The 16,483-nt window shown below is 74.4% G+C and carries 17 protein-coding genes and 1 pseudogene; 7 read left to right on the top strand and 11 right to left on the bottom strand.

Going from position 1 to position 16,483, the window contains the following annotated elements:
• Positions 1-121: 121 nt before the first annotated feature.
• Together ABZS51_RS23465 and ABZS51_RS23470 are read right to left on the bottom strand one after the other, a co-directional pair.
• Positions 122-313, bottom strand: a complete 192-nt coding sequence (locus ABZS51_RS23465; protein ID WP_175590377.1) for a DUF5999 family protein — start codon at positions 311-313, stop codon at positions 122-124.
• A 324-nt stretch (positions 314-637) separates the two neighbouring features.
• Positions 638-1,198, bottom strand: coding sequence for a TetR/AcrR family transcriptional regulator C-terminal domain-containing protein (locus tag ABZS51_RS23470; RefSeq protein ID WP_355444670.1), 561 nt, complete (start codon positions 1,196-1,198; stop codon positions 638-640).
• A gap of 113 nt (positions 1,199-1,311) precedes the next feature.
• Between ABZS51_RS23470 and ABZS51_RS23475 the strand changes: the two genes are divergently transcribed.
• Entirely contained in the window at positions 1,312-1,710 is a 399-nt protein-coding gene (locus ABZS51_RS23475) for a hypothetical protein (RefSeq protein ID WP_355444673.1), read from the top strand.
• A 376-nt stretch (positions 1,711-2,086) separates the two neighbouring features.
• On the opposite strand, the gene ABZS51_RS23480 is transcribed toward ABZS51_RS23475, so the two are convergent.
• From ABZS51_RS23480 to ABZS51_RS23495, 4 genes are all read right to left on the bottom strand, one after another.
• A complete protein-coding gene (locus ABZS51_RS23480) occupies positions 2,087-2,494 on the bottom strand; it encodes a PPOX class F420-dependent oxidoreductase (protein ID WP_355444676.1) in 408 nt (135 codons plus the stop codon).
• Positions 2,495-2,916: 422 nt separating this feature from the next.
• The gene (locus tag ABZS51_RS23485) at positions 2,917-4,380 is read right to left on the bottom strand and encodes an RNA polymerase sigma factor (RefSeq protein ID WP_355444679.1); all 1,464 of its coding nucleotides are present in this window, start codon (positions 4,378-4,380) and stop codon (positions 2,917-2,919) included.
• Positions 4,381-4,556: 176 nt separating this feature from the next.
• Entirely contained in the window at positions 4,557-4,931 is a 375-nt protein-coding gene (locus ABZS51_RS23490; protein WP_310709863.1) for a hypothetical protein, read from the bottom strand.
• A gap of 129 nt (positions 4,932-5,060) precedes the next feature.
• Entirely contained in the window at positions 5,061-6,206 is a 1,146-nt protein-coding gene (locus ABZS51_RS23495) for an AMP-binding protein (protein WP_355444682.1), read from the bottom strand.
• A 297-nt stretch (positions 6,207-6,503) separates the two neighbouring features.
• Here ABZS51_RS23495 and ABZS51_RS23500 point away from each other — a divergent pair, with 297 nt between their 5' ends.
• From ABZS51_RS23500 to ABZS51_RS23515, 4 genes are all read left to right on the top strand, one after another.
• A complete protein-coding gene (locus ABZS51_RS23500) occupies positions 6,504-7,430 on the top strand; it encodes an o-succinylbenzoate synthase (RefSeq protein WP_355444706.1) in 927 nt (308 codons plus the stop codon).
• Positions 7,427-9,085 carry a 2-succinyl-5-enolpyruvyl-6-hydroxy-3-cyclohexene-1-carboxylic-acid synthase gene (menD, locus tag ABZS51_RS23505; RefSeq protein WP_310709861.1) on the top strand — a complete coding sequence of 553 codons (1,659 nt, stop codon included), beginning with the start codon at positions 7,427-7,429 and terminating at the stop codon, positions 9,083-9,085. Before ABZS51_RS23500 ends, menD begins: the two co-directional genes overlap by 4 nt.
• 72 nt (positions 9,086-9,157) lie before the next feature.
• Positions 9,158-9,703: a TetR/AcrR family transcriptional regulator gene (locus ABZS51_RS23510; protein ID WP_310709860.1), complete on the top strand. Its 546-nt coding sequence runs from the start codon at positions 9,158-9,160 to the stop codon at positions 9,701-9,703.
• Positions 9,687-10,115 carry a DUF5360 family protein gene (locus tag ABZS51_RS23515; RefSeq protein WP_355444686.1) on the top strand — a complete coding sequence of 143 codons (429 nt, stop codon included), beginning with the start codon at positions 9,687-9,689 and terminating at the stop codon, positions 10,113-10,115. The genes ABZS51_RS23510 and ABZS51_RS23515 overlap by 17 nt, the downstream gene beginning before the upstream one ends.
• Before the next feature lie 199 nt (positions 10,116-10,314).
• Here the strand turns inward: ABZS51_RS23515 and ABZS51_RS23520 are convergent, their stop codons facing one another.
• Positions 10,315-10,779, bottom strand: coding sequence for a MarR family winged helix-turn-helix transcriptional regulator (locus ABZS51_RS23520; protein ID WP_355444689.1), 465 nt, complete (start codon positions 10,777-10,779; stop codon positions 10,315-10,317).
• 22 nt (positions 10,780-10,801) lie between these two features.
• Positions 10,802-11,689: an NmrA/HSCARG family protein gene (locus ABZS51_RS23525; RefSeq protein WP_355444692.1), complete on the bottom strand. Its 888-nt coding sequence runs from the start codon at positions 11,687-11,689 to the stop codon at positions 10,802-10,804.
• Between the two features lie 102 nt (positions 11,690-11,791).
• Here ABZS51_RS23525 and ABZS51_RS23530 point away from each other — a divergent pair, with 102 nt between their 5' ends.
• Entirely contained in the window at positions 11,792-12,271 is a 480-nt protein-coding gene (locus ABZS51_RS23530; protein ID WP_310709851.1) for a MarR family transcriptional regulator, read from the top strand.
• Positions 12,272-12,438: 167 nt separating this feature from the next.
• Positions 12,439-13,104: pseudogene (locus ABZS51_RS23535) on the top strand (GNAT family N-acetyltransferase); the annotation flags it as partial.
• A gap of 135 nt (positions 13,105-13,239) precedes the next feature.
• Here the strand turns inward: ABZS51_RS23535 and ABZS51_RS23540 are convergent.
• The 3 genes from ABZS51_RS23540 to ABZS51_RS23550 are packed head-to-tail and all read right to left on the bottom strand — an operon-like array spanning position 13,240 to position 16,269.
• Complete coding sequence (locus ABZS51_RS23540; RefSeq protein WP_355444695.1) at positions 13,240-14,229, bottom strand: alpha/beta hydrolase; 990 nt, start codon at positions 14,227-14,229, stop codon at positions 13,240-13,242.
• Positions 14,226-15,428: a kynureninase gene (gene kynU, locus ABZS51_RS23545; RefSeq protein ID WP_355444698.1), complete on the bottom strand. Its 1,203-nt coding sequence runs from the start codon at positions 15,426-15,428 to the stop codon at positions 14,226-14,228. The genes ABZS51_RS23540 and kynU overlap by 4 nt, the downstream gene beginning before the upstream one ends.
• Entirely contained in the window at positions 15,421-16,269 is an 849-nt protein-coding gene (locus tag ABZS51_RS23550) for a tryptophan 2,3-dioxygenase family protein (protein WP_355444701.1), read from the bottom strand. The genes kynU and ABZS51_RS23550 overlap by 8 nt, the downstream gene beginning before the upstream one ends.
• Between the last annotated feature and the right edge of the window lie 214 nt (positions 16,270-16,483).

Below are 16,483 nucleotides of genomic sequence, written 5' to 3' on the forward strand. Positions count from 1 at the left end.
AACCGTGACCTCGGAGGGCCAGGTCTGAAGAGTCCTGGACGGGAGGACCGTGGTCCGGAGCCGATATCCGGCTCGCCGTGATCTGGAGGGCCGTGTGGCCTCGTCTCGTGCGGCGTGTCGCTCAGGCGGCGCCCACGACGGGGCGGTGCGGGGCGATGGCGGTGCCGCCCGGCAGCAGCTCCCCGGTGTCCTCGAACAGGACCACGCCGTTGCAGAGAAGACTCCACCCCTGTTCGGGGTGGCACGCGACGGTGCGTGCGGCCTCACGGTCGGGCGCCTCGGCGGACGGACAGACCGGGTCGTGCGGGCACATCGGCGTGCCTCCGATATCTCGTGAAAAGCCCCCGTGGCACGGGAGCGGCTCGGGCTGTTGGACCTAGCAAGTGTGCGACGCATGTCACATAATCCGACATAGTCCGTTCGGACTGTTAGAGGAGGATGCGCGGATGGTGTGACCCTCGACACAGCGTGCCTTATGCAGGATAACGGTCCAAGCTCGACACGCCACTAGGTTCGCAACCCTTTGCCCGATCGCTGCGCGAGATCTCGACGAATGCCGCCTTTTCGTGCGGGACGGCGGCCGGCGAGCTCCGGGCCGCCGGCGGTCAGGGGAGCGCGGCGGGCCGCAGTGGCCCTTCTAGGCGGGCAGGCCTTTGAGCAGCGCGTCCAGGCCCCGCTCGAAGTCGGCGTCGGCGCGCTCGTCGCGGCGTATCCACTCGTCCACCTCGGGGTCGGCCCAGCCCGACTGCTGCACCTCCACCGCGACGCTGCCGAAGACGAAGGCCCGCAGCGTCCGCACCGCCTCGGCGGCGTCGGGCAGGCCCGCCTCGGCGAGCTGGTCCGTCTGCTCCCGGATGGAGATCGCGGTGCCGCCCTTGGGCGGCTTGGTCAGCGCGAGCGCCAGCACGCCCGGGTGGTCGCGCAGCAGCTCGCGGCCGGCCCGGCACCACGCCCGGGCGGTGTCCTGCCACGTCGTCCCGGGCTCGACGTGGATGGCGGTGACGTGCTCGGCCAGCGCGTCCATCAGCGCCTCCTTGCCGAGCGGCAGGTGATGGTAGATGGCCATGGCCTCCACCTGCAGGGCGTCGCCGAGCCGGCGCATGGTGAGCCGGCGCAGGCCCTGCGTGTCGGCGATGTGCAGCGCGGTCTCGATGATGCGCTCACGGGACAGGGGAACGGGCGGCCTCTTGGCGGGCATGCGGTGATCTTACTATGTAAAGGCGGTTGCCGTGGTCCGATGACGTGGTGTGTCGCGGAGAGGCGTACCCTTGTCGCGAACAACAGAGCGACTTGCGCGAAGGGGCAGAGCCGATGGCGTTTTTCCGTCCGCGGGTGAGCCGGGAGGCCGAGGTCCGCTACCACGCGGATCTGGAGATCTCCAAGAGCTATCCCGAGCTGCTGGAGAAGGCCAGGCAGGCCGAGCGGACGCTGCGTGAGCTGCGCGCCGCCGACGCGGACGAGGTGGAGCTGCTGGGCGCCGGTCTGGCGTTCGACAAGGCGCTGACCGAGGCGCTGCGGGGCGCCGAGGCGGGGCAGCGGTCCACGTTCGGTGTCCGGGCGTACGACGACCGCATCGCCCGCCGCAAGGCCAGGGCGACGCCCGCGGGGGCGATGTGGACGGCCGAGGTCGACCGGCTGCGCACGCTCCGCGAGGAGAACCGCATGTGGGGCATCCCCCGCATCCCGCGCCCGGTCCCCGCGGTCCGCTAGCGACCCGTTCCGACGGGTACGGCCGCCACGCAAGGTGGGCCCGTCGAGGCGGACCGGCACTACCGGCCTGGCGCTACCAGCCCGGCACTACCGGTCCGCACTACCGGCCTGGCACCAACCAGCCCCGCACTACCGGCCTGGCACCACCAATCCGGCACTACCGGCCTGCCACTACCGGTCCGCACTAGCGGTCCACACTGCCGGTCCGGCGAGGCAGTCCGGTGGTGCGGGCCGGCGGTTCGGCAGCGCGCGACCCGTTAGGTCCGCTGCGTCGGCCGGCACCCACAGGCGCTGGCGACCCCGGAGGGACCGCGGTCCCGTGCGCGCCGGTCGGCGGCCCTGGCGGCTTCGCCTGCGAGCCGCGCCGCACGCGTTGTCACGCCGCGTTGCCCACCACCCGTTGCGGCGTGATCCGGATCACCACGCGCACCGCTTCCGGAGGCAGCCGAAGGTACTCCTCGCCGGCCCCTTCGCCCTCGTACTTCTCCGCCAGCTCCACCGCCAGCCGCCTGCCCTCGTCCTCGGTGACCGTCGCCGCCCCGCGGATCTCGACGTACCTCTCAGGGTCCGAAAGGTCGAACACGCTGAGGCTGGCGCGCGGGTCCCGCTCCAGGTTGACGACCTTGCGCCTTCCGGCCTGGGAGGAGATGACCACCTCGTCGCCGTCGGTGCCGACCCAGACGACCGAGGTCTGCGGGCTGCCGTCGGGGTTGAGGGTGGCGAGGACGCCGATGTTGGCGGCGTCGAGGATCTGCTTGGCGGAGTCGCTGAGGGTGACGCTCATGATCGGCAGCTTAACGTCACGCCGCAGTACGGAGGCCAGGAGGAGGACCAGCCCGGCCGCCGGGGCCAGCGCGAGGGCGGCGGAGCGCGGTGTGCGCGGCGCGGTCGACGTGCGCGGCGGGTGCGGGCGGCTGCAACGAAGGTGGCAGCATCCGGCGGGGCTCCGGCAAGGGCGTATCGGGTGGGCGCATCCCCGTGTGGCCGGGCGGGCGGGCGGCTGGGGCGTCGGCGGCCTCGGCCGGGTCTCTGGGCGCCGGCCTGAATGCCGCCGAGGTCCGCCCGCCCAGTTCCAGGCGGGTGCAGGCATGACGCAAGCCCCGCGGAGAGGCGGGGCTTTCGGGGTGCGTCGGGTGGTGGCCTGACCGGGTGGCGGCTTGACCGGCCGTCGTCAGCGCGTGACGGCGGGCGGTCCGCCGCCGGGGGTCAGCTGGCCCAGTCGAGCAGCGGGCGGGTGTTGCTCGGGTGGCGCAGCTTGGACAGCGACTCCTTCTCGAGCTGGCGGATGCGCTCCCGGGTCAGCCCCAGGTGCTTGCCGATCTCGTCGAGGGTGTGCGGCTTGCCGTCCACCAGGCCGAACCGCAGCGCCATGATCTTCGACTCGCGCGGCGAGAGGTTGTCGAGGACGCCCCGCAGCTGGTCGCCCAGCAGCTGGCGGTCGACGATCTCGGACGCCTCGGGGGAGTCGACGTCCTCGATGAGGTCGCCGATCGTGGTCTCGCCGTCCTCACCGATCGTCGCGTTCAACGAGATCGGCTGGCGGCTGGTGCGCAGCAGCTCCTCGATCTGGTCGGGCGTCCTGTCCAGCTCCTTGGCCAGCTCCTCGGGCGTGGGCTCGCGGCCCAGGCGCTGGTGCATGTCGCGCTCGATGCGCGACAGCTTGGACAGCATCTCCAGCACGTGGACCGGCAGCCGGATCGTCCGCGCCGAGTCGGCGAAGCCGCGCTGTATGGCCTGGCGGATCCACCACATGGCGTACGTGGAGAACTTGAAGCCCTTGGTGTAGTCGAACTTCTCGACCGCCCTGATGAGGCCCAGGTTGCCCTCCTGGACCACGTCGAGCAGCGACATGCCGCGGTCGGTGTACTTCTTGGCGACCGAGACGACCAGCCGGAGGTTGGCCTCCAGCATGTGGTCCTTGGCGTCCCTGCCGTCCTGGACGACCAGGTCGAGGTCGTCGCGGGCGGCGGGGGACAGGGTCGGGTCGGTCTCCAGCTTGTACTCGGCGTACAGGCCGGCCTCGATGCGCCGGGCCAGCTCGACCTCCTGGGCGGCGGTCAGCAGCGTGCGGCGGCCGATGGACTTGAGGTACGTGTGGACCGAGTCGCCCATGACCGACTGGGTGTCATCGAGGTCGATGACCTCGTTCTCCAGCTCGGGCTCCTCGGAGCCCATGGCGAGGGCGTCGGGGTCCGGCTCGGCGTCGGCGGACGCCTGGACCTCCGGGGCGGCCTTCACCGCGGGCCCGGTGGTGGAGCCGCCCGCGGACCTGCCGGTGGATCGGGTCGTGGACCTGCCGGTGGATCCGGTGGGCTTCGCGGAGACGGGCGCGTCGTCGTCGGTGGGGGAGTCGGCCGAGGGAACGGCCGAGATGTCGGTCTTGGACTCGGCGACGCCGGAGCCGGTAGACTTCGGCTTGGCCGGGCGCTTGGTCGTGGTCTTCCTCGCGGTCGTGCGGGCGGGCCTGCCGAGGGACGGCTCGTCCTCCGCGGCCAGGCTGACACCCGCCTCGGTGAGCTCGCGCAGGATCGACCGGCCTTCGGCAGGATTGATCCCGGCCTCGGCGAACGCGTGACGCAGTTCCGCGAGAGAAAGGTGACCCTGTCCTCGCCCTCGGTCAAGGAGCTGGTCGAGGGTCGCGGGTGGGGTCGCCACGGCGGTTCGGGGCATGAGGACACCTCCTCCATACGGAGTCAAAGCAATCAGGCAGATTGTGGTGGGGCGGCACGTGCCGCTCGGCGCACCAGTATCAATAACGCGATTTGCCGTTATTTGTTCCCGTTGGGACGAAAAGGGGCGGACCGCCTCTTCGGCGGCCCACCCCGCGTACGGTGCCGGGCGGGCGGCTAGTAGCCGCTGACCTGGCCCGGGTCGCCGTCGGGGGTCACTCCTGAGGGGCCCTCGGTGACCTTCCCGGGCTCGCCCTCGGGCATCGGCATGGGCTCGGCGCCCTCCATGCGCTCGTCGGTCCAGTAGTCGAGGACCGCGTCGGGGTCGGGGTTCACATCCTTGGACACCACCACGTCGGGCGTGGACTCCGGAGAGGCCGACTCCCCGGCGAGCTCGGCCACGCGGGAACCGTCCACCTCCATCACCGCCCTGGTCTCCTTGGCGACCTGTTCGAGCCTGCCCGCCGAGGCGGCCGCCGCGACCGAGACGCCGCCGACGACGATGACGCCGACGACCACCGCGGATGCCCACATCTTGCGGGTCTGATCCATGAAGGCTCCCTCCTTGCTCTTCCCCACTATGACGCACCGGCTGGTCGTCAGGTTCCTGGGAGCGGTCCGTCCCAGGTGAAGAGGCCGCACGCGACCGGCCGAGCACAGCCGGACGGGGCGGGCGCGTGTCTAGATCTGCGAGCGCAGCCGTACGAGGTCGGGCTTGCCGTTGGGCAGCAGGGGCAGGCCGGGCGTGAGGCGCAGCTCGCGCGGCGCGGCGTAGGAGGGCAGCCGGTCGGCGCAGTAGGCGCGTAGCTGCGTCAGCGTCGGCGGGCGGGAGGGGTCGGCGGGCACCACCACGGCCACCACCACCTCGCCCCACTCGGGGTCGTCCCGGCCGACGACCGCCACGTCCGCCACCTCGGGGTGGCCCCCGAGCACCGTGGCCACGGCGCCCGCCACGACCTTCTCGCCGCCCGTGTTGATCACGTCGTCGGCCCGGCCCAGCACGCGCAGCCGTCCGCCGGACAGCTCGCCCAGGTCGGAGGTCACGAACCAGTCGCCGTCGCGCGGGACGGGCTCCCCCGAGCGGTACCCGGAGAACAGCACCGGCCCCGCCACGCGGATCCGGCCGTCCTCGCCGACCTTGACGTCCACGTGGTCGAGGGGCCGGCCGTCGTACACGCAGCCGCCGCTCGTCTCGCTCATCCCGTACGTCGTCACCAGCCGCGCGCCGAGGTCACGCGCCTCGTCCAGCAGGCGGGGGCGGGCCGCCGCGCCGCCGAGCAGGATCGTCGCGAACACCGACAGGTCGGCCCGCAGCTCGACCAGCCGGTGCAGCTGAGTGGGCACCAGCGAGACGTGGCCGGCGCCCGAGGCCAGCACCCGCTCCGGGTCGAACCTCTCGTGCACGATCGGCTCGGTCCCGGTGAGCAGCGCGCGGACGAGCACCTGGAGCCCGGAGACGTGGGATGGCGGCAGGCAGCACAGCCACCGCTCGCCCCTGGCCGCGCCGAGGCGGCGCAGGGACGCGGCGGCCGAGGCGCGCAGGGCCGCCGCCGAGAGCATGACGCCCTTGGGCGCGCCCGTGCTGCCGCTGGTGGCGATCACCACGGCGACGTCGCCCGGCACGCCGGAACCGCCCTCCAGGGACCGCCCGTTGACGTCGGAGGGCCGCAGTGCGGCGATCGCGGCGGCCTCCTGGCCCGGGGCGAGCGGCAGCACGGCCGGTCCGTCACCGCTCAGCGCGTCGCGCACCGCCGCGAACAGCTCGGGGCCCGGCGGCATGACGACGGCCCGCAACGGGCGGTCCGGATGCGACGACGTGCTCGGCATGCTCGTAAGGTTAGTGGCGACAGATCGGTACTGACGCAGTGGTGACGCAGTGGTGACGCGGTGGTGGCAGGGCGGGACGCGCGACCCGGCACGGACGGCGGCACACCCGGCAGCACGGTCGACGGCACAGGCGAGAGCACGGATGAAAGCGCGGACGTACGCGCGGACGGGAGCGCGGGCGTGGACGCGGACGGGGGCGTGACGCCCGGCACGGGCGGCGCAGCCAAGCAGACGGGCGGCGCTGCGAACAGGACGGGCGGCGGAGGGGACAAGCCGGGCGACCGGGCACCACGGGAGCTGACCCGTGCCCCCGTGGTGTTCCGGATCCCGATGCCCACCCGGTTCCGCGGGCAGACCGTCAGGGAGGGCGTGCTGCTGCGCGGCCCCGCGGGGTGGGGCGAGTTCTCGCCGTTCCCCGAGTACGGGCCGCGCGAGTGCGCCCGCTGGCTGGCGTGCGCCCATGAGGCCGCCTTCGAGGGCTGGCCGGCGCCGGTCCGCGACACCGTCCCGGTCAACGCCACGGTCCCGGCCGTCCCGGCCGAGCGGGCGTTCGAGCTCGTACGGGCGTCCGGCTGCGCCACCGCGAAGGTCAAGGTGGCCGAGCCCGGCCGGCCGTTCGCCGACGACCTGGCCAGGGTGGAGGCCGTGCGCGACGCCCTCGGCCCGTCCGGGCGGCTGCGCGTGGACGCCAACGGCGCCTGGAGCGCCGACGAGGCGGTGCGGCGGCTGAAGGAGCTCGACCGGTTCGACCTGGAGTACGCCGAGCAGCCGTGCGCCACCCTGGAGGAGCTGGCCCTGGTGCGGCGGGCCTGCGATGTGCCGATCGCCGCCGACGAGTCGATCCGCCGCGCCGAGGACCCGCTGCGCGTGCGGGCCGCCGAGGCCGCCGACATCGCCGTGGTCAAGGTTCAGCCGCTCGGCGGGGTGCGGCAGGCGCTGCGCGTCGTGGAGGCGTGCGGGCTGCCGGCCGTCGTGTCGAGCGCGGTCGAGACGTCCGTGGGTCTGGCCGCCGGCCTGGCGCTGGCCGCGGCGCTGCCCGAGCTGCCGTACGCGTGCGGGCTGGGCACGATGGCGCTCCTGGCCGGCGACGTCACCGCCGACCCCCTCACGCCGGTCGGCGGGGCGCTGACCGTGCGGCGGCCCGAGGTGGACGAGCGGGCCCTGTCAGAGTTCGCCATCGAGTCGCCCTGGTGGCTCGGCCGCATGCAGGAGGCGTCCCGGTGAACCCCGCGACCGCGCTGGCCACGGTGCTCGTCGACGAGCTGGTGCGCTGCGGCCTGACCGACGTCGTGCTCGCGCCCGGCTCCCGGTCGGCGCCGCTGGCGTTGGCGCTGCACTCCGAGTCGCGGGTACGGCTGCACGTGCGCGTGGACGAGCGGTCGGCGTCGTTCCTGGCGCTCGGCCTGGCGCGGCGCTCGGAGCGGCCCGTCGCGCTGATCTGCTCCTCCGGCACGGCCGCCGCGAACTTCCACCCGGCCGTCATCGAGGCGAGCGAGTCCGGCGTCCCGCTGCTCGTGCTCACCGCCGACCGCCCGCCCGAGCTGCGCGGCACCGGCGCCAACCAGACCATCGACCAGATGAAGCTGTACGGCACGGCCGTCCGCTGGTTCGCCGAGGTGGGAGCGCCCGAGGATCGGCCCGGCCAGGTCGCCTACTGGCGCTCGCTGGCCTGCCGCGCCTACCAGCGCGCCGCCGGCCCCGCCGCCCCGGGGCCCGTCCACCTCAACCTCGCCTTCCGCGAGCCGCTGATCCCCGACGGCGACACCACCTGGAACGAGTCGCTCGACGGCGACGCGACCGGGCCGTGGGTGCGCACCCGCGTCGCCCCGCCGCCCGTCGCCCTGCACATCCCGCCCACCCGGCGCGGCGTGCTCGTGATCGGCGACGGCGCGGCCAACGTGCGCCGCTACGTCGCCGCCGCCGGCATGGCCGGCTGGCCGGTCCTGTCGGAGCCCAACGGCGGCGGACGCTACGGCGACCACGCCGTCTCCACCTACCACCACCTGCTGGCCACCCCGGAGTTCGCCGACACGTACGCGCCCGACGTGGTCGTGACGCTCGGCCGGCCGGGGCTGTCGCGGCCGCTGCTGTCGTGGCTGAAGCGCGCCCAGGAGCACATCGTCGTCGCCACCGACCTCGACCGCTGGCCCGACCCCACCCGCTCGGCCACCCAGGTGGCGCAGGCCGTGGAGATCCCGGTGGCCTCCGGCGACGACGGCTGGCTGCACGCCTGGCGCCACGCCGACCAGGCCGCGCGGGCGGCGGTGGACGAGGTGCTCGACACCTCGGGCACCAGTGAGCCGCGCCTGGCCCGCGACCTGGCCGACACGCTGCCCAACGGGTCCCTGCTGTTCTGCGGGTCGTCCATGCCGATCCGCGACCTCGACCAGGCCATGCGGCCCCGGCGCGGGCTGCGGCTGCTGGCCAACCGGGGCGCCTCCGGCATCGACGGGGCCGTCTCGACGGCGATGGGCGCGGCGCTGGCCCACAACGGGCCGTCGTACGCGCTGCTCGGCGACCTGTCGTTCCTGCACGACCAGAACGGCCTCGTCCTCGGGCCCCGCGAGCCGCGCCCCGACCTGTGCCTCGTGGTGGTCAACAACGACGGGGGCGGCATCTTCTCGCTGCTGCCGCAGGCGGCGCTGCGCGACCCGTTCGAGCGGGTGTTCGGCACCCCGCACGGGGTGGACCTCGGGTACGTGGCCGCCGCGACCGGCACGCCGTACCGGCTGGTGGAGGAGCTGGGGGACCTGTCCAAGGCGCTTCGGGGCGACGGGCCGCGCGTGGTGGAGGTGCGGACGGACCGGGAGGAGAACGCGGCGGTGCACGCCCGGCTGCGGGACGCCGCCCAGGAGGCGATCCGCGCGGCCCTCGCCTGAGCCCGCGCCCGGACTGGTCCTCGACCTCCCGGGCCTATGAAAGTGTACCGGCTGGCCTGTATAGTTTCGGGCATGCCGAGACCGAGTTCACGCGACCGGCTCCTGGACGCGGCGGCCGAGGTGCTGCTGTCGGACGGGGCCGAGTCGCTCACGCTGGAGGCGGTCGCGCAGCGCGCGGGCGTGTCGAAGGGCGGGCTGTTCTACCACTTCCCGACCAAGCAGGCGCTGGTCAGGGCCATGGTGGCGCGGCTCACCGACGCCTTCGACGAGGCGCTGGCGCGGGCGGGCGACGGGCCCGGCGACTTCCTGCGCGCCTACGTGGAGGCCACCGTCCCCGAGGCGCACACCCCGGAGGCGCCCGACCGGGTCACGGCCGCGCTGCTCGCCGGCGTGCTGGTCGATCCGGCGGGCCTGGAGCCGCTGCGCGAGCGGTTCGCCGCCTGGCAGGAACGGCTGACCCGCGACGGCGTGGACCCCGCCGCGGCCACCGCCGTCCGGCTGGCGGTGGACGGCTGGTGGGCCGTACGGCTGCTCGGCCTGGGTGAGCCCGACCCCGCGCTGCACGCCCGGACCCGCGCCTACCTGATGGAGCTGATCGAGCGTGCTCAGAGCGACTAAGGCGCTGATGCTGGCGACCGACGTCGGGTTCGTCGCCTATTTCACCGTCACGGGCCTCGGGCTGATCCCGCCCGAGTGGGCCTTCGCCGGGTACGCCGACCCGGTGATGGTGGCCTGGAACTGGTCGTTCCTCTGGATCGACCTGGCGGCCAGCGCCACCGGCCTGACGAGCCTCTGGCTTCTCGCACGCTCCGGCGCGGCGTCCCCGACCTCGGGGGCCGGGGTGCCGCTCATGCTCGTGTCCCTCGTGCTCACCATGGCCTCCGGGCTCATGGCGATCGCGTTCTGGACGCTGCGCGGCGACTTCTCCCTGGCCTGGTGGATCCCGAACCTCTACCTCATGCTGTTCCCGCTGCCCGCCATCGTGGCCCTGGTCGTGGCGCCGCGCGGCAGGGCCGTGGCCGGTGGCTGACCGGCTCCCGGGTGGCCGGACATCCGGCTGCGGACCGGACGTGGCGCCCGGCAGGCTGGGGCGGCGTGATCGTCAGCACGGACGAGGGTCCGGACAGGTCGCGGGTTCGTCGTGGACACTGTTGGTGATGCGCCCGCCTCGCCCCGCACGTGGCGCCCGGTCGGCGCGCCGGAGAGCACCGGAGGAGGGGGCCCGGCCGTCACGCCGGTAGGTGAGGAGCGCGCGCCGGTTCGAGGTTGGCCGTCATGCGTTCGAGGACGCTGACGGCCGTCCGGTACTCGTCGGGCGAGATGCCGGTCATCGACAGGTCGCGGAACGCGCCGACCCGCTCGGCGACACGGGCCAGGCGCTCGGCGCCCTCGGGGGTGAGGACGAGCCGGCCCGGCGCGGGGCGGGCCGCCCAGCCGCCGGTCAGCACGGCATCGATCGCGGCGGTCAGCGCGGGCGTGCCGGCGTTGGCGGCGAGCACCGACAGGACCTCTCCGTCGGTGACGCCCCGCGCCCGCTGGACGGCGTCGTGGGCTCCGGTCGCGTTCGGGGCGTCCTGGACGACGTTGAGCACCTGCCAGGAGAGCCGGGTGAGGCCGAACTCCTCCAGCATGCCGTTCATGTGGCGGGTGAGGGCCTGGTCGGCGCGGTTGAGCCAGTAGCCGATCGGTTTCATGAGGGCGTTCCCTTCGGGGGACTCAGTGGGTGGAGACGGTGGTCCCGGACGACAGGAGGGCGGGCCAGTCCTGGGCGGCGGCCCAGTCGGCGAAGCCGTGCCAGCCGACCTCCGGGTGGTCGCGGCGCAGCCCGGCGACGTCCACGTCGAGGCCGGCCTCGGTGAAGTACGCGAACATGGCGGCCAGATCGTCCGACCGCTTGCGGACGTACGCGAGGGGCACCTCCTGGTGAGTGATCGGCGCGCCGATGGCGGAGGCGAGAATCTCGGCCATCTGGCGGGGAGTGCGCTCGTCCGAGGCGATGTCGATGCGGCGGCCGGTGAACGCGGTGCGGCGCTGGAGGGTCAGCGCGGCGAACGCGCCGATGTCGGCGGCGGGGATGAGCGCGAGCGGCTGGTCGGCGGGCATCGGCCAGGCGAACGTGCCCTCGCGCAGGCCGTCCAGCGTCCACCCGCCGGCGTAGTTGTCCATGAACGCGGCCGGCGCGATCACCGTCCACGGCACGCCGGAGGCGCGCAGGTGCTGCTCGACGAGACGCTTGCTCTCGTAGTGCGGTACGCCGGTGTCACGGTCGGCGTGGGCGGCGGAGGTGAGCACGACGTGGCCGAGACGGGCGGCCGCCGCGGCGTCGAGCAGGGCCTTGCCCTGCCGGACCTCGGTGGCTGTGTCGGTGCCGAACGGTGTGGTGACCGCGAACAGCGCGTCGGCCCCCACGAGCGCGGCGTCGAGGGAGGCGCGCTCGTCGAAGTCGGCGTGGCGCACCTCGGCGCCGAGGGCCTTGAGGGCCCCGGCGGCGGGCGAGCCGGGGTCGCGGGTGAGCGCGCGCACCCGGTGGCCGGCGTCGAGGAGGGCGCGGGCGGTGGACCCGCCCTGGGCGCCGGTCGCTCCGGTGACGGCGACAGTGAGCATGGAGGTCTCCAGGTTGTAGTATAGCTGCGTGGCGCATTAACTGCGTCACGCACTAGATTATCAGAAACTAGTTGTGTCGCACATATATTGGAGCTGATCACGATGACAGGCACGCGTCGCGAGCGGCTGTACGAGGAACTGTCCATGGCGTCGCGCCGCTACATGGCGGCGTATGTGCTGTTCAACCAGGCCGTCGCCGACCATCTCGGGTTGCATCCCACCGACGTGCAGTGCCTGAGCCTGATGACGGCGGCGCCCGAGCCGCTCACGGTCAAGCAGATCGCCGAGCTGACCGGTCTGACCGCCGGCTCGGCCACCCGCCTGGTCGACCGGCTCGAACGCGGGGGCTACGTGGTCCGCACGCCCGATCGACAGGACCGGCGCCGCGTCCTGGTCGCCCCGGTCCCCGAGCGCGTGGCCCGGGTCACTGCGCTCTGGGACGACCTCGGCGCCTCCTGGCAGGCGCTCTACGGCGAGCACACCGAGGAGGAGCTGGAGGTGATCACCCGGCACCTGCGCCGGGCGCACGACCTCAGTCACGTCCAGATGGACCGCCTGCGCTCCCGGCCGAAGCCGGCCTGAACCTTCCGGGATGCCGCCCTGACGGCGGCTGCGAGGAGTTCGCCGAGCGCACCGGGTGCCTTCGCGTCACGGGCGGCCGGATATCCGGATGCGGGCGGGACGGGGCGCCCCGCAGACTGGGCGGCGTGATCGTCAGCGCGTACGAGGGTCCGGACGACCTGCGGGCCATGCAGGAGCTGTGCAGCCGCATCTGGTCGCCCGGGTCGCGGTGGCACGTCGGCGACCTGGCCTGGGGCAGGTTCCAGCACACCGGGCGGGAGCCCGGGTGGCCGACCCGGCTGTGGCGCGACGGCGGCCGGACCGTGGCCTGGGGGTGGATCGACCTGCCGGGCTCCCTGGACCTGGCGGTGGACCCCGCCCGGCCGGAGCTGGCGAGGCAGGTGCTGGAGTGGTTCGCGGGCACGGCACCCGCCGGGCCGCGCGACGTGACCGTGCTCGACACCGAGACGCACCTCGCCGCCGCCCTCCGCGAGGCCGGTTACCGGCCGGCCGGTGACGGCCCCTTCTTCAGGCACCTGGTCCGCGACCTGGCCGGCCCGGCCGAGCCCGTCCCGCCCCAGGGCTACCGGCTGCGGGCCGTGGGGGAGGCCGACGTGCCGGGGCGCGTGGCGGCGCACCGGGCGGCCTTCCACCCGTCACGGGTGACCGAGGAGAGCTACCGGGCCGTCCGGGCCGCCTGGCCGTACCGGGCCGGGCTGGACCTGGTCGCCGTGGCGCCGGACGGCGAGGTCGCCGCGTACTGCCTGGTCTGGCTGGACGAGGCGCGGCGCGTCGCGGAGATCGAGCCCACCGGCACCCTGCCCGCCCACCGCCGCCGGGGACTCGCCCGGGCGGTCTGCCTCGCCGCGCTGCGCGCGGCCCGGGAGGCGGGCGCCGAGCGGGCGGTCGTGTACGCCCGGGGGACGACGCCTACCCGGCGCCGGGACGGCTCTACCGGTCGATCGGCTTCCGCCCGGCCGCCCGCACCGTCACCTGGGTCCGGGACCATCCAGGAGCCGCGTGATCTCCTCGGCCACCACGTCGCAGGCCTCCGCCGCCGGGTCGATCAGCGGGAAGTGACCGGCGTCCTCCACCAGCCTCAGCCGCACCGCCTCACCCGCTCCGGCCGCCGCGCGCACGTAGGCCCCGGCGACCTCGACCGGCACCACGATGTCGGCCCGGCCGTGGACGACGGTGGCGGGGACGCCGGTGGGCAGGAGCGCGGCGGGGTCGGCGGACGGGCGCCGCTCCTCGAAGCGCTCCGGCCCGCCGAGGAGCTGGAGCGCGGCGCCGGAGCACACCGACAGCTCGCGCGCGGTCCTGAGGTCGGCGATCGGCGCGAGCGCCACCACACCCGCGACGGACGGACCCGGGCCGGGAGGCCGCCACGGCGACCCCGGCGGCAGCACGTGGCGGGCCGCCGCCCACAGCGCGAGGTGGCCGCCCGCCGAATGCCCGGTCACCACGATGCGGCTCACGTCCACCGAGGGCAGGCCGTCCGCCCGGGGCAGGCCGTCCGCCCAAGGCTGCGCGTCCGTCCGGGGCATGGCGTCCGCGACGAGGCGGGGCAGGGCGTCCGCGACGAGGCCGGGCAGGGCGTCCGCGACGAGGCCGGGCAGGGCGTCCATGGCGGCGGCCACGTCGTCGAACGTCTCCGGCCAGCGCCCCGCAACCCCGGGCCCGGCGCCTCCCCGCCGGTACTCGACCGAGGCCACCGCGAACCCCCGCCGCGCGAGGAAGGCCGCGAAGGGCGACACGTGCCGCCGGTCGTAGGCGGCCCGCCACGCGCCCCCGTGCAGGACGACGACCAGAGGCGCCCCCGCCCCGCCGCCGCCCCGGGGGGCGTAGAGATCGACGACCTGGTCGGGGTGCCGGCCGTAGGAGACGGTGACGTCCGGCTCCGCGTGCGGATGGGAGAAGGCCGACTCCTGCTCGGCGGCGTCCCGCGCCGCGGCGCGCCGCTCCGGCGGGACGGTCACGGCGCGGAGACCACCTCGGCCAGCACGCGCGCCGCCCGATGCGCGTCCGCGAACGACACGTACAGCGGCGTGAAACCGAACCGCAGCACGTCCGGGTGCCGGAAGTCGCCGACGACCCCGCGGGCGATCAGCGAGGCCATCACCTCACCCGCGCCGGCGCAGCGCAGCGCGACCTGGCTGCCCCGCTCCGCGTGCGCGGCCGGGGTGATCGGCTCGACGCGCCCCGCGGGCACGTACGCCGCGACGCACTCCAGGAAGAAGTCCGTCAGGGCCAGGCTCTTGTCCCGCACCGCCTCGATCGAGACCCCGTCCCACACCTCCAGCGCCGCCTCCAGGGCGAGCATCGACAGGATGTCCGGGGTGCCCACCCGGCCCCGCCGCGCGCCGTCGGCGGCCTCGTACCGCGGCGACATGCCGAAGGGGTCGCGGTGGGAGTTCCAGCCGGGGAGCGGGGAGTCGAAGCGGGGCTGAAGGTCCCGGCGGACGTACAGGTAGGCGGGCGAGCCGGGGCCGCCGTTGAGGTACTTGTAGGTGCAGCCGACGGCGAGGTCGACGCCGTGCTCGTCGAGGCCGACCGGGAGCGCGCCCGCGCTGTGGCACAGGTCCCACACCACCAGGGCGCCCGCGGCGTGCGCGGCGGCCGTCACGCCCGGCAGGTCGTGGAGCCGCCCGCTGCGGTAGTCCACGTGGTTGACCAGGGCGGCGGCGGTGCGGGGGCCGAGGGCGGCCGGCAGGTCGCGCGGGTCGGCGGCGACCAGCCGGCGGCCGGTCATGCGCGCGGCCGACTCGGCGATGTAGCCGTCCGTGGGGAACGTCGTCGCGTCGACGACGATCTCGTCCCGCTCCGCGCCGGCCATCCGCACCGCGCCCACCAGCGCCTTGAAGACGTTCACGCTGGTCGAGTCGCCGGCCACGACCTGGCCGGGGGCGGCGCCGACGAGCGGGGCGATGCGGTCGCCGACGCGCTCCGGCGCCGTCCACCAGCCGGACTCCGTCCAGGACCGGATGCGCAGCCGCCCCCACTCCCTGGCCACCACGTCGGCCACCCGGCCCGGAACGGTGGCGGGCAGCGCGCCGAGGGAGTTGCCGTCGAGGTAGACGGTGTCGTCGTCGAGGACGAACTCGGCGCGCTTGGCACGCAGCCCGTCCGACTCGTCGAGCTTGCGGGCCTTCGCCGCCAGGTACGCGGGATCAGACATGGCTGCGCGCCGTCCACAGCTCGGGGAAGACGTGCTTGGCGGCCCGTCTCTCCAGCCAGGCCACGCCCGCCGAGCCGCCGGTGCCGGTCTTGGCGCCCATCGCGCGCCGGGTGGCCACCAGATGGTCGTTGCGCCAGCGCCACACCTGCTCGGCGACGTCCGTCAGCGCCTCTCCCAGCCGCGCCAAGTCGCTGTCCCGGTCACCGGAGTAGATCTCCGCCCACACCGCCTCGACCTCGGGGCGGGGCTCGTACCGCTGCGACAGGTCCCTCTCCAGCGCCGCGCGCGGCACGGCGTGACCGCGGCGGGCGAGGAGGTGCAGCACCTCGTCGTACAGGCTCGGCTGGTGCAGCGCCTTCTCCAGCTCCTCGTGGACCCGCGGCGCGCCCCGGTGCGGCACCAGCATGGACGACGACTTCTCGCCGAGCAGGAACTCCATCCGCCGGTACATCGCCGACTGGAAGCCGGAGCCCTCGCCGAGCGCCGCCCGGTACGCGTTGAACTCGGCCGGGGTGAGCCGCGCCAGCGGCCGCCAGGAGGCGTTCAGCGCCTCCAGCTCGCGCACGCTGCGCTCCAGCGCGGCCACGGCGACGGGCAACCGGTCCTCGCGCAGCGCGCGGCCGGCGGTCTCCCACTCGTGCACGATCACGGTGAACCACAGCTCCATGACCTGGGTCGTGACCAGGAACGCCATCTCGCCCGGATCATCGGACAGGGGGTGCTGGAGGTGGGTGAGGACGTCCGCCCGGACGTAGTCCTCGTAGGGGGTCGTACCCGCGAAGTCGAGGTTCGGGGAGTCCGAACCGATGCCGGCTTCTCGGGACCGCGTGCGATGCGACATCGCTGTCTCCTGGAGACGTGCCACCGGGTAGCGGTCCGCTCCCTTCCTCTCGGCGCTGGAGCCCCGGTCCCCTCGGACCCGGTCGCCGCGGACGGCGCCGAGTCCATCAGGCATGATGCGTGATCTGTCCCGATCTGGCAAGGGTCAGCCCTGGCCCGCGTGCGTGTGGCCGTGCGCCACCTCCGGCGGGCACGGGCCCGGCGTGGCCGCGCGG

Source organism: Nonomuraea sp. NPDC005501, assembly GCF_040605905.1.
Taxonomy (GTDB): Bacteria; Actinomycetota; Actinomycetes; order Streptosporangiales; family Streptosporangiaceae; genus Nonomuraea.